Origin of the sequence: Serratia sp. CY47444 (assembly GCF_052168635.1) — a bacterium.
Classification (GTDB): Bacteria; Pseudomonadota; Gammaproteobacteria; order Enterobacterales; family Enterobacteriaceae; genus Serratia; species Serratia bockelmannii.
Window position 1 is genome coordinate 92,686 of sequence record NZ_JBJNMH010000003.1, and the last position, 12,279, is coordinate 104,964.

At 62.9% G+C, this 12,279-nt stretch carries 12 protein-coding genes; 6 read left to right on the plus strand and 6 right to left on the minus strand.

Going from position 1 to position 12,279, the window contains the following annotated elements:
* Positions 1 to 26: 26 nt before the first annotated feature.
* Entirely contained in the window at positions 27 to 1,163 is a 1,137-nt protein-coding gene (gene blaSRT, locus ACJ8IL_RS06860; RefSeq protein ID WP_025302697.1) for an SRT/SST family class C beta-lactamase, read from the minus strand.
* Positions 1,164 to 1,369: 206 nt separating this feature from the next.
* On the opposite strand from blaSRT, the gene ACJ8IL_RS06865 reads away from it, so the two are divergent.
* Entirely contained in the window at positions 1,370 to 2,251 is an 882-nt protein-coding gene (locus tag ACJ8IL_RS06865) for a LysR family transcriptional regulator (protein ID WP_043143290.1), read from the plus strand.
* Here ACJ8IL_RS06865 and ACJ8IL_RS06870 read toward each other — a convergent pair.
* Positions 2,248 to 3,279 (minus strand): Mal regulon transcriptional regulator MalI, encoded by a 1,032-nt coding sequence (locus tag ACJ8IL_RS06870; protein ID WP_147823743.1) that lies wholly within the window; start codon positions 3,277 to 3,279, stop codon positions 2,248 to 2,250. The genes ACJ8IL_RS06865 and ACJ8IL_RS06870 overlap by 4 nt on opposite strands.
* 223 nt (positions 3,280 to 3,502) lie before the next feature.
* Here ACJ8IL_RS06870 and malX point away from each other — a divergent pair, with 223 nt between their 5' ends.
* Together malX and ACJ8IL_RS06880 are read left to right on the plus strand one after the other, a co-directional pair.
* A complete protein-coding gene (gene malX / locus ACJ8IL_RS06875) occupies positions 3,503 to 5,122 on the plus strand; it encodes a maltose/glucose-specific PTS transporter subunit IIBC (protein WP_049201912.1) in 1,620 nt (539 codons plus the stop codon).
* On the plus strand, positions 5,115 to 6,296 hold the full coding sequence (locus tag ACJ8IL_RS06880; RefSeq protein ID WP_159317967.1) for a MalY/PatB family protein: 1,182 nt from the start codon (positions 5,115 to 5,117) through the stop codon (positions 6,294 to 6,296). Before malX ends, ACJ8IL_RS06880 begins: the two co-directional genes overlap by 8 nt.
* Before the next feature lie 32 nt (positions 6,297 to 6,328).
* On the opposite strand, the gene ACJ8IL_RS06885 is transcribed toward ACJ8IL_RS06880, so the two are convergent.
* Positions 6,329 to 6,697 carry an NUDIX hydrolase gene (locus ACJ8IL_RS06885; RefSeq protein WP_442516440.1) on the minus strand — a complete coding sequence of 123 codons (369 nt, stop codon included), beginning with the start codon at positions 6,695 to 6,697 and terminating at the stop codon, positions 6,329 to 6,331.
* Positions 6,694 to 7,290 carry an NUDIX domain-containing protein gene (locus ACJ8IL_RS06890; protein WP_442516441.1) on the minus strand — a complete coding sequence of 199 codons (597 nt, stop codon included), beginning with the start codon at positions 7,288 to 7,290 and terminating at the stop codon, positions 6,694 to 6,696. Before ACJ8IL_RS06890 ends, ACJ8IL_RS06885 begins: the two co-directional genes overlap by 4 nt.
* 97 nt (positions 7,291 to 7,387) lie before the next feature.
* Between ACJ8IL_RS06890 and ACJ8IL_RS06895 the strand changes: the two genes are divergently transcribed.
* The 3 genes from ACJ8IL_RS06895 (at position 7,388) to ACJ8IL_RS06905 (ending at position 9,940) form a co-directional block, all read left to right on the plus strand.
* A complete protein-coding gene (locus tag ACJ8IL_RS06895) occupies positions 7,388 to 8,143 on the plus strand; it encodes a DeoR/GlpR family DNA-binding transcription regulator (protein WP_442516442.1) in 756 nt (251 codons plus the stop codon).
* Between the two features lie 135 nt (positions 8,144 to 8,278).
* Positions 8,279 to 9,277, plus strand: a complete 999-nt coding sequence (gene add / locus ACJ8IL_RS06900; protein ID WP_060447233.1) for an adenosine deaminase — start codon at positions 8,279 to 8,281, stop codon at positions 9,275 to 9,277.
* Positions 9,278 to 9,394: 117 nt separating this feature from the next.
* Positions 9,395 to 9,940 (plus strand): AAA family ATPase, encoded by a 546-nt coding sequence (locus ACJ8IL_RS06905; RefSeq protein WP_442516443.1) that lies wholly within the window; start codon positions 9,395 to 9,397, stop codon positions 9,938 to 9,940.
* 11 nt (positions 9,941 to 9,951) lie between these two features.
* Here the strand turns inward: ACJ8IL_RS06905 and ACJ8IL_RS06910 are convergent, their stop codons facing one another.
* On the minus strand, positions 9,952 to 10,956 hold the full coding sequence (locus ACJ8IL_RS06910) for a bile acid:sodium symporter family protein (RefSeq protein WP_060432976.1): 1,005 nt from the start codon (positions 10,954 to 10,956) through the stop codon (positions 9,952 to 9,954).
* 72 nt (positions 10,957 to 11,028) lie between these two features.
* Positions 11,029 to 12,069 (minus strand): oxidoreductase, encoded by a 1,041-nt coding sequence (locus ACJ8IL_RS06915; RefSeq protein WP_025302687.1) that lies wholly within the window; start codon positions 12,067 to 12,069, stop codon positions 11,029 to 11,031.
* Between the last annotated feature and the right edge of the window lie 210 nt (positions 12,070 to 12,279).

Here is a 12,279-nt window from a genome sequence, read left to right on the forward strand (position 1 = left end):
GGGCGCCTCGCCGGCGCCCCTGAGCGTCAGTGCTTCTCCAGCGCCTGGATGATGTGGTAAGCCGCCTCGACGCGATCGTCATTCGGGAACCACTTGTTGGCCAACATCACCACGGCGATATTCTTCGCCGGGATAAACACCGCGTAGGTGGAGAAACCGCCGGTAGAGCCGGTTTTGTTATACCAGCCGGCGCGCAATTCCGGCTGCGGCGGCGTGATGGCGGTGGCCGGCGTGCCGTTCATGATCATCCCGGCGTTGTTGCCTTCAACCAAACGCGACAGCTTCACCGGATACGGGTAGTTCTCCCACATCAGATCCTGCGTGAACGCACCCGCCTTGTAATAACCGACGTGCGTGGCGGCCAGCGCCTCGCGCCACGGCTGCGCCACCTTCACCTGCTGCAGGTTGGCGTCCAGATAGCGAATCAGATCGCGGGCGTTGGACTTGATGCCGTAAGACTCGGCGTCCAGCGGGCCGGGATTGACCCGCACCGGTTTATCGTCCTTGCTGTAGCCCTGCGCATAGTTGGCCATCTGCGCAGCCGGCACCTGAACGTAGGTGTGGCTCATGCCCAACGCCGGCAGCATCCCCTGTTCCATCGCCTGGATAAACGGCTGGTCGAGGCTCTTGGCGGCGATCATGCCCAGCATGCCGATGCCGAGGTTGGAATAGACGCGGTAGCTGCCCGCCGGGTGTTTCGGCTGCCAGGCCCGGTAGTACGCCATCAGTTGGGCGTTGTCGGTTACGTCGTCCGGCACGAACAGCGGCAAACCGGAGGTATGCGTCGCCAGATTCAGCAGGCTGACGCCGTCGAAGGCGCTGCCGCGCAGCTCGGGCAGGTAGCGGCTGGCCGGGTCTTTAAACGACAGTTTGCCCTGCTGCTGCGCATAGACCGCCAGCGTCGCGGTGAAGGTTTTGCTCAGCGAGCCCACTTCGAACAGCGTCTGCTCGGTGATCGGTTTGCCGGTCTGCTTCGAGGCAACGCCATACGGGTAAATCTGCTGTTTGCCGTCGACCGACACGGCGATCGCCATGCCCGGCACGCCATATTTTTTCATCAGCGGCTGAATAACGGCGTCGATATCCTGCTGCTGCGCGGCGTGCGCGGTCGGCAGGATCAGTGCGGCGATCAGCGCGGCCGCCAGGCGGTTCATTTTCGTCATGATAGAAGCTCTTAGGTTGCAGGGCATCGGCCGCGGCCAAAAGTTTTTGTTGGCGTTATACACGGCGCTTTCCCTGATTGATGATGTCATTCCTTTACGGCTGCCGCGACGCTCTCAGCAGCCGCGCCAAATATCGGATTTTGCCGCCGGGTTGACAAGCGATAATAATTTCAGCCAGCATAAAGAAAAACTTATGGCTATCGACAATGCGCAATCGACTTCCCCTCAACGCCCTGCGGGCGTTCGAATCCTCCGCCCGCCACCTGAACTTCACCCGCGCCGGCCTGGAGCTGCGGGTGACCCAGGCCGCCATCAGCCAGCAGGTACGCATGCTGGAAGAACAGCTGGGCATCCAGCTGTTCCGCCGCCTGCCGCGCGGGCTCGATTTGACCGAAGAGGGTCAGGCGCTGCTGCCGGTGTTGAGCGACGCCTTCGACAGCATTGAGGCGGTGCTGCAGCAGTTCGAAGGCGGGCATTTCCACGAGGTGCTGACGGTGGCGGTGGTCGGCACCTTCGCCGTCGGCTGGCTGATGCCGAGGCTGGCGGCGTTCCGCACGGCGCACCCGTTTATCGATCTGCGGGTGCTAACCCACAACAATCTGGTCAATCTGTCGGCCGACGGTATGGATTTCGCCATCCGCTTCGGCGAAGGCCTCTGGCCCGCCACCTGCAATATTAAGCTGTTCGACGCGCCGCTGACGGTGCTCTGCCCGCCGACGGTCGCCGCGCGCCTGAGCACGCCGCAGGATCTGCAGCACGAGCAGCTGATGCGCACCTACCGCAAGGATGAATGGGAGCGCTGGTTCACGGCGGCGCAGGTGACGCCGTGGCGGATCAACGGCCCGGTGTTCGACTCGTCAAGGCTGATGGTGGAAGGCGCGATCCAGTGCGATGGCGTAGCGCTGGCGCCGGTCAGCATGTTCCGCCGCGAACTGGCCGCCGGCGCGCTGCAAAGGCCGTTTGCCACCGAGGCCGCGCTCGGCGCCTATTGGCTGACCCATTTGAAGTCGCGGGATCTGACGCCGGCGATGAAAACCTTTATCGGTTGGATCCGCCGGGAGGCGGAAGAGGAGCAGCGGCGGGACTAGGCGGAGCCGCGCCGGATCAGCGTCGGCGGCAGAATGACGTTCTGCGCCGGCAGGTCGGCGTCACCGATACGCTGCAGCAGGCGCGCAGCGGCGCTGCGCCCCACTTCCCGCGCCGAGCTGGAGACGAAGGTCAGCGGCGGTTCGGTCAGCTCGGCCTCCGGCACGTCGCCGAAACCGATCAGCGCTACCTGCCGACCGTAGTAGGCGTCGACCCCGTCCGAGCCGATGCTGCGGCCGCTGCGCGTCAGGCCAAAATAGGCGCCGAGCGCGACCGACGCCTTGTGGCAAACGATGGCGGTAATGTTCGGGTAGTGGCGCAGCAGCTGTTCCGCCGCTTCCGCCGCCTCACGCTGCCGGCAATCACACTCGACGATCCATTCGCTGCGAAACGGCAGACCGTACTGTACCAGCGTGGCGCAAAATCCGCCCAGCCGCTCGGCGCGCGTCAATGAGTCGCTCTGGCCGCCGAGGTAAGCAATTTGGCTGTGGCCGCGTTTGATCAAAAATTCGGTGGCCAGCTTGGCGGCCTGCATATTGTCCGGCCGCACCACGTCCACGCCCTCGAGACCGCTGGAGCGCGCCACGCACACCAGCGGCACGCTCTGCTCGGCCGCTTTTTCCTTCAGGCCCGCCGCCGCGCGAATGCCGCCCGCCAGCACGATGCCGTCAACGCCCTGCGCCAGCAGCGCGTCAAACGCCCGCTGCAAGCCTTGGCCATCGCGCCCGCTCTGGGTTAAAAACAGCAGCTTGTCGTGCGCCTCCAGCGCCTCGCTCAGCCCGGCGGTCATTTCGGCATAGAAGGGTTCGCAGATGTCGCGCAGAATAAGGCCAATCACTCCGGACTCCGCGCCGCGCAGCGTCGCCGCCTGGCGATTGCGCACATAACCCAGCTGCTCTATCGCCTGATTGACCTTCTCGACGGTGGTCGGCGAAATACGCCCCTTGCCGCTCAACACCAGGGAAACCGTGGTGACCGACACGCCCGCCTGCTGCGCCACATCGGTGATGGTGATTTTTTTGATGCTCATAGTCTCTGCGAACCCGTTCCTGGGCAACCCGCGCCGTAATGATCAAGGGTATACCGAATCCGTTAGCTCAGTAAAACGTTTTACTGCCTGCCGCATTGTCGCCAAAAACCGGGCGGCAGATTTGTGATTGGCGGCGCATTTTTGCTAGGTAAAACGTTTTATCTTATTTTTACCTAATCAGAAGTCCCCTTTTTGCTCGTCTTTTCGCCAGGAGAAGTCGGTTATGTCAGCAGCCAACAAACCCAAAATCACCCTCTGGGAGTTCTTCCAGAGCCTGGGCAAAACCTTCATGTTGCCCGTCGCCTTGCTCTCTTTCTGCGGCATCATGCTGGGGATCGGCAGCTCGCTGAGCAGCCGCGACGTGATCACCCTGATGCCGTTTATCGGCCACCCGATCTTCCAGCTGATCTTTACCTGGATGAGCAAGGTAGGCTCCTTCGCCTTCAGCTTCCTGCCGGTGATGTTCGCCATCGCCATTCCGCTGGGCATGGCGCGTGAGAACAAAGGCGTCGCCGCTTTCTCCGGCTTCGTCGGCTTCGCCGTGCTGAATCTGGGCACCAACTTCTACCTGACCGCCGCCGGCGTGCTGCCCACCAGCGATCCGCTGGTGCTGAAAGCCAACAATATCCAGAACATCCTCGGCATTCAGTCGATCGATACCGGTATCCTCGGCGCGGTGATCGTCGGCATCATCGTCTATCGCCTGCATGAACGCTTCCACACCATCCGCCTGCCGGACGCACTGGCGTTCTTCGGCGGCACGCGCTTCGTACCGATCGTCACCACCGTGGTGCTGGGCCTGTGCGGCCTGGTGATCCCGCTGATCTGGCCGTGGTTCGCCGCCGGCATCACCGGGCTGGGCTGGGTGATCAACAGCGCCGGCGCCTTTGGCCCGATGCTGTTCGGCACCGGCGAACGCTTGCTGCTGCCGTTCGGCCTGCAGCACATTCTGGTGGCGCTAATCCGCTTTACCGAGGCGGGCGGTACCATGGAGGTGTGCGGCCACAGCGTCAGCGGTGCCCTGACCATCTTCCAGGCGCAGCTCTCCTGCCCAACCACCACCGGCTTCGCCGAGAGCGCCACCCGCTTCCTGTCGCAGGGTAAAATGCCGGCGTTCCTCGGCGGGCTGCCGGGCGCGGCGCTGGCGATGTATCACTGCGCTAAACCTGAGAACCGCCATAAAATCAAAGGGCTGTTGATTTCCGGCGTGGTGGCCTGCGTGGTCGGCGGCACCACCGAGCCGATCGAGTTCCTGTTCCTGTTCGTCGCGCCGTTCCTCTACCTGATCCACGCGCTGCTCACCGGGTTGGGCTTTACCGTGATGGCGCTGCTGGGCGTGACCATCGGCAATACCGACGGCAATATCATCGACTTCGTGGTGTTCGGCATTCTGCACGGCACCGCCACCAAGTGGTATCTGGTGCCGGTGGTGGCCGCCGTCTGGTTTGTCGGCTATTACGCCATTTTCCGCTTCGCCATCCAGCGCTTTAACATCAAAACGCCGGGCCGCGAAAGCGACAGCGCCGTCAGCCAGAGCGCGCCGGCCGGTGCGGTGGGCAAATCCGGCTACAACGTGCCGGCGATTTTGGCGGCGCTCGGCGGCCCGGACAACATCATCACGCTGGACAACTGCATCACCCGCCTGCGCCTGTCGGTCAACGACATGAGCCGGGTGGACGACGCGGCGCTGAAGGCCAACCGCGCCATCGGCGTAGTGCATCTCAACGAGCATAATCTGCAGGTGGTGATCGGCCCACAGGTGCAATCGGTGAAGGATGAATTAGACTCACTGATAGCCACGGCGCAACCTGCCGCGGCGCTGCAGGGAGCCACCCATGTTTGATTTCGCCACCCCGATCGACCGCCACGGCACCTGGTGCACCCAGTGGGACTATATCGCCGATCGCTTCGGCAGCGCCGATCTGCTGCCGTTCACCATCTCCGATATGGATTTCGCCACCGCGCCGTGCATTCTCGAGGCGTTGCAGCAGCGCCTGCAGCACGGCGTGCTGGGCTACAGCCGCTGGCAGCACGAGGATTTTCTCGGGGCGCTGCGCCACTGGTATCAGCAACGTTTCAACGCCGCCATCGACACCGCAACGGCGGTGTACGGCCCTTCCGTTATCTACATGGCGGCGCAGCTGATCCGCCAATGGTCCGTACCGGGCGACTACGTGGTGACCCATACTCCGGCCTACGACGCCTTCTACAAGGTGATCCTCGCCAACCAGCGCCAGCTGTTGGCCTGCCCGCTGCAAAAAGCCGGCGACGACTGGCGCTGCGACATGGCGCACCTTGAGGCCTTGCTGGCGCGGCCGCAGACCAAGATCCTGCTGCTGTGCAGCCCGCATAACCCCACCGGCAAAGTGTGGCGCCGCGACGAGCTGCAGCAGATGGCCGAACTGTGCGAGCGCCACGACGTGCGCGTCATCAGCGATGAGATCCACATGGACATGGTCTGGGGGGAACACCGCCATACGCCGTGGAGCCAGGTGGCAACCGGCGGCTGGGCCCTGCTGACCTCCGGCTCCAAGAGTTTCAACATTCCGGCGCTGACCGGCGCCTACGGCTTCATCAGCGACAACGCCAGCCGCGAAGCCTACTTCCAGCAGCTCAAAGCCCGCGACGGCCTCTCCTCGCCGGCGGTGCTGGCGGTCGCCGCGCACGTGGCCGCCTATCGCCACGGCGAACCCTGGTTGGATTCCCTGCGCGACTATCTGCAGGATAATCTGACCTACGTCGCCGAGCGGTTGGAACAGGCGTTTCCGGCGCTGGGCTGGCGCCCGCCGCAGGCCACCTACCTGGCCTGGATCGATCTGCGGCCGTTGGCCGTTGACGATCGGGCGCTGCAGCAGGTGCTGATCGAGCGCGAAAAGGTGGCGATCATGCCGGGCTTTACCTACGGCGAGGAAGGTCGCGGGTTCCTGCGCCTCAACGTCGGCTGCCCGCGCAGCAAGTTGGAGGCCGGCATGGACAAGCTGATCGCCGGATTGCGGTTGGTGCTGGGCGAGCAATAGCGCGAGGGGGCGAGCCTCTGCCCGCCCCTCGATTACCCCTGAACAGGCGGAATGTCCTCCAGGCGGCGATAGACCGTCAGGCCCCACTCGTTGGCCAACCGCACGTCGTTATCGGCTCCCGCAGACGCCCCTTCGATGCGATACACCGCCTGACACTGCGCAATCAGCCGATGCGCCACCGGGTAAAGAAACGCCTCGCTCACCGCATCGCCAACCTGAGTGGAACCCGCCGCCGCCGCCAACGGCAGCGCCAGCCACTCGCCGATCACCGGCACGTGCCCCCGCAGGTAAACCGCCAGCGCCGCCTGTTCCAGGCGCGCCAGATTGGCGGCGATACGCTGCGGATCGCCATCGGTGCCGCTGCGATAGGGGCCGGCGATCAAGATTTGTTGGGCTTTCATCGTTCTTCCTCCAATGTCCGGTTCAAGGCGACAAACTGCAGCAGCATGATGGTCTTGGCGTCAACGATCGTGCCCTGGCGAACCGCCTGCAGGGCTTGCGCCAGCGGCAGCTCGAGCACCTCCAGATCTTCCCCCTCCGCCGCCACCCCGCCGCCCTCGTTGATGCGGTCGCCCGCCTGATATTCGCCGACGAAAAAGTGCAGCTTCTCGGTAACCGAGCCTGGGCTCATGTAGGCTTCGAACACCTTTTCCACGCTCTGCACGAAATAGCCGGTTTCCTCTTCCGCTTCGGCGCGGATGCGCGCCTCCGGCGACGCGTTGTCCAGCAAACCGGCGGCGGTCTCAATCAACATGCCGTCATGGCCGTTGACGAACACCGGAAAACGGAACTGGCGCGTCAGGATCACCGTTTGCGCCTGCCGGTTGAACAGCAAAATCACCGCGCCATCGCCGCGATCGTAGGTCTCACGGCTTTGTCGCTGCCAAACGCCGTCGCGCCGCAGAAAATCAAAGGTGGTTTTTTTCAGCAGGTACCAGTCATCGGACAACACCCGGGTTTCGACAATGCGAACCCTGTCTTTGGTGGCTATCATCGGTTTACTCCGCCAGAGGAAGGAAATTGATACTATCGTGCAGTTTCGTGTATGATCAAGGAATTTCGTGCAACCCAAATTTGAGAGGAAAATGGCCATGTTGACCATCCAGCGCAAGAAGATCATCCTGGAAAAACTGGTCCAGGACGGCCAGGTGTTGGCCAAGCAGCTCAGCGAAATGTTTGGGTTGTCGGAAGATACTGTCCGGCGCGATCTGCGCGAACTGGACGCCGAGGGGTTGCTGCAGCGGGTGCATGGCGGCGCCCTGCCGGTTTCCTCTGCCATTGCCAGCTTCGCCGAGCGCAATCAGTTGGAATCCGGCGCCAAACGCGCGATCGCCAAAGCCGCAGCGGCGCTGATCGCCCCCGGCCAGGTAGTGATTATCGACGGTGGCACCACCTCTGCAGAACTGGTCCGGCAGCTGCCGCTCAACCTGAACGCCACCATCGTCACCCACAGCCCCAGCGTCGCCGTGGGCCTGGTCGATCACCCCACGGTGGAGGTGATCCTGATCGGCGGCCGGCTGTACAAGCATTCGATCGTCAGCGTCGGCGCCGCCGCGGTGGAGGCGATGTCGCATATTCGCGCCGATCTCTATTTTATGGGCGTGACCGGCGTGCACCCCACTGCAGGGCTGAGCACCGGCGATCTGGAAGAGGCCTACATCAAGCGGGCGCTGGCGGCCCGCGCGGCGGAAACCGTGGTGCTGGCTTCCGCCGCCAAGCTTAACGCCGCCTCGCAGTATGCGATCGGTGACATTACGCTGGCGCATACCATCATCGTTGAACGCGCCACCGACGACGCATTGATCGCGCCGTTGCAGCAGGCGGGCGTCAGCGTGTTGAAAGCCTGATTCACGACGATAATGCGATATATCTCGCATTATTTGTGATTCACGTCACTTTTTTATGCAACGCGATGGCAAGTTTCATCCATTTGTTTTTATACTGTTCTGCACTTTACCTACGATAATTAGCGAGTGCCCAGCATGATCGATCCCCGCCTACCGCTTACCGATATTCACCGCCATCTCGACGGCAACATCCGCGCGCAGACCATTCTCGACCTCGGCCGCCAGTTCAATCTCTCCCTGCCGGCCAACGATTTGGAGAGCCTGCGCCCGCACGTGCAGATCACCCATGCCGAACCGGATCTGGTCAGCTTCCTGCAGAAACTGGACTGGGGCGTGGCGGTGCTGGGCGATCTGGACGCCTGCCGCCGGGTGGCATACGAAAACGTCGAGGACGCCGCCAACGCCGGCCTGCACTATGCCGAGCTGCGTTTCTCCCCTTACTACATGGCGATGAAGCATCAACTGCCGGTCGCCGGCGTGGTGGAAGCGGTGATCGACGGGATCCGCTCGGGCTGCCGCGATCGTGACATCGACATTCGCCTGATCGGCATCATGAGCCGCACCTTCGGCGAGGCCGCCTGTCTGCAGGAACTGGAAGGATTACTGGCGCACCGCGACGGCATTACCGCGCTGGATTTGGCGGGCGATGAGCTGGGCTTCCCCGGCAGCCTGTTCCTCAGCCACTTCAACCGCGCCCGCGACGCCGGCCTGCGCATCACCGTGCACGCGGGCGAAGCCGCCGGCCCGGAAAGCATCTGGCAGGCGATCCGCGAGCTGGGCGCCGAACGTATCGGCCACGGGGTGAAAGCGGTCGAAGACCCGGCGCTGATGGACTTCCTGGCGGAACACGGCATCGGTATCGAATCCTGCCTGACCTCCAACATCCAGACCAGCACCGTGCCGTCGCTGGCGCAGCATCCGCTGGCCACCTTCCTGCGCCACGGCGTGCTGGCGTCGATCAACACCGACGATCCGGCGGTTCAGGGCATCGAGATCGAGCATGAATACCGCGTCGCCGCGCCGCAGGCCGGGCTAACGCCGGAAGAAATCCGCACCGCGCAGGAAAATGGCCTGAAGCTGGCCTTCCTCAGCGAGCAGGAAAAACAGGCGCTGCGCGCCAAAGTTCAGGGCTAAATCCCCCCAGGCGCCAAACGGCGCCTTCTTCTCATCCCTCTCCCCGCCGTCTTCTTCCGACTGCTCGTCTTTATCGCTGTGTTACCCCATGACTCTGCCGCAAGAGAGGAATTTCGCATGTCTGACAAAACACGCCGCATCGTGCTGACCGGCGGCCCGGGTTCGGGTAAAAGCACGCTCATCGACGTTCTTCATCGCCGCGGCTTTCCGCACTCGCAGGAAGCCGGCCGGGCGATTATTCAGGATCAGGTGAGTATCGGCGGCCATGCGCTGCCGTGGGGCGATCGCCAGGCCTTCGCCGAGCGGATGCTCGATTGGGAACTGCATTCATGGCACGAAGCGACGGGGGAAACATGCTGGTTCTTCGATCGCGGGCTGCCGGATATCGCCGGGTATCTCACGCTGTGCGGGCTGCCGATCCCCGCGCATTTGACGGCGGCGATCGGCACCTTCCGCTATGCCGAAAGGGTGTTCATCGCCCCGCCGTGGCAAGCGATCTATGCGCAGGACAGCGAAAGAAAGCAATCTTTCGCCGAAGCCGAGCTGACCTACCGGGCGATGGTGGCCGTCTATCGCCGCTATGGCTATCAGCTGCAAGAACTGCCGCGCGCCTCACCGGACGAGCGCGCCGACTTTCTGCTCGACGCGCTGGGCCGCCGTTAGCGGTCTGCGGCCTATTTGGCCGCCAGCGCCTCCGCCTCGGCCCGCTGTTTGGCGGTTTTACGCGCATAGCGCTGCGCCAGCACCGCGCACACCATCAGTTGCACCTGGTGGAAAATCATCAGCGGCAGCACCATCGCGCCCACCGCCGCGGCCGGGAACAGCACGTTGGCCATCGGGATGCCGTTCGCCAGGCTCTTTTTCGAGCCGCAGAAGACGATGGTGATTTCATCGGCGGTGTTAAAGCCCAGCCAGCGCGCCGCGTAGGTGTTGATCACCAGCACCACCGTCAGCAGCACCAGCGACATCACCAGGATGGTCAGCAGCGACCAGCCGTCGATGCGATGCCAAATCCCTTCCACCACCGCCGCACTGAACGCGGTATACACCACCAGCAGGATCGACGAACGGTCGGTCAGGTTGATCAGTTTGCGATGGCGATCGATCCACTTGCCGATCAATGGCCGCGCCAGGTGGCCGATCACGAACGGCACCATCAATTGCAAAATGATCGAACCGATGGCGTGCAGCACGTCGGTATTGCCGCCCTGAGTATGCATCAGCGCCCCCACCAGCAGCGGCGACAGGAACACGCCGAGAATGCTCGACGCCGAGGCGCTGCAAATCGCCGCCGCCACGTTACCGCCTGCCGCCGACGTAAAGGCGATGGCCGACTGCACTGTGGCCGGCAGCGCGCACAGATAGAGGAAGCCGAGATAGACCGTCGGCGTCATGATGCCCGGCACCAGCAGGTTCATCGCCAGCCCGAGCAGCGGGAACAGCGCAAAGGTGCTGAGGAACACCAGCAGATGCAGCTTCCAGTGACTCATGCCGGCGATGATCGCCTCACGCGACAGCTTGGCGCCGTGCATAAAGAACAGCAGCGCGATGGCGGCGGTAGTCAGGTGTTCAAAGAAGGTTTTCCAGATGCCTTCGCAGGGGAACAGCGAGGCGACGATCACCACAAAAATCAGAACCAGCAAAAATTTATCAATGCGCAAACGCTGCAACCAGGACATGAAACGGATTTCCTTGCACGTAAAGTCGTAAAAAGGCCCGACGTTGCGCCGGGCACAGAGGAATGAACGGGATCAGACCACCGGCAGCGCCTGCTGCAGCCGGGCCGATTCCAACCCCAGTTCGATCAATGCCATTACCGCGATGGCGTCGGCGGCCGGCACCGGATTTTCGCCTATGCCGGCAATCGCGTCGCGCACCGCCGCGTAATAAGCCGGGTAATTGCCGGGAATATTGAGCAGCGGTTTCTCAGCCAGCAGATCGTCACGTGACAGCGTCACTACACCATCGCGCATGTCATAGCCCCAATCGGCCTGTGGCAGGCGCTCACCGGCCTTCAGTCGGTCTTCCTGCGGATCCAGGCCATATTTGACATAGCTGCCACGGGTGCCGTGCACCACGTAGCGCGGGCTCTCTGCCGCAGCCAGCATGCTGGCGTGCAGCACCACACGGCGATCGCCATAGCTCAGCAGCGCGTGGAAATAGTCCACCGCCTGCGCCCCCGGCCGCAGCTCACCCAGATCGACAAACAGCCGTTCGGGTTTGCCGAAGAGTTGCAGCGCCTGATCGAGCAGATGCGGCCCCAAATCGAACCAGATACCGCTGCCGACGCCGCCCTGTTCGCGCCAGCGCTGGCGCACCTGCGGCCGATAGCGATCGAAATGTGACTCGAAATACACCACCTCGCCCAGCGAACCGTCGTTTAACAGCGCTTTAAGGGTGAGGAAATCGCTGTCCCAGCGGCGGTTGTGGAACACCGACAGCAATAAACCACTCTGCTGCGCCTGCTGTTGCAGTGCCTGCGCTTGTGACAATGTCACGGTAAACGGTTTATCCACCACCACGTGCTTGCCGGCGGCCAACGCCTGCTGCGCCAGCGGGAAATGGGTATCGTTGGGGGTAGGAATGACGATCAGATCGAGGGCCGGATCGGCGAACAGCGCCTGCGCACCACCCACCACCGTCATCGACGGCCAGTCGGCGTGCACTTTGCCGGCATCGCTGCTGGAGACGGCGGCCAGCTCCAGCCCCGGTGTACCGGCAATCAGCGGCGCATGAAAGGTTTTGCCGGCGTAGCCGTAACCGACCAGCCCGACACGAATTTTCTCAGCCATGGGATTTCCTCTTGCTGGCTCACGACAGACCCTTCCGATTTGACACCATGCGGCCGGATGGAACAAGAAGTAAATGAGATGTTAATTCGAAGCGAGGCCGGCGTAGCCAAACGTGCGGCCCGGCGTCGCGATGCCGAGCTATCCGGTTGATAGAGATGACGAAGCCTATATTACCCGCTAAGCTATGCCGCCTGTGATCCCCGTTTCAAT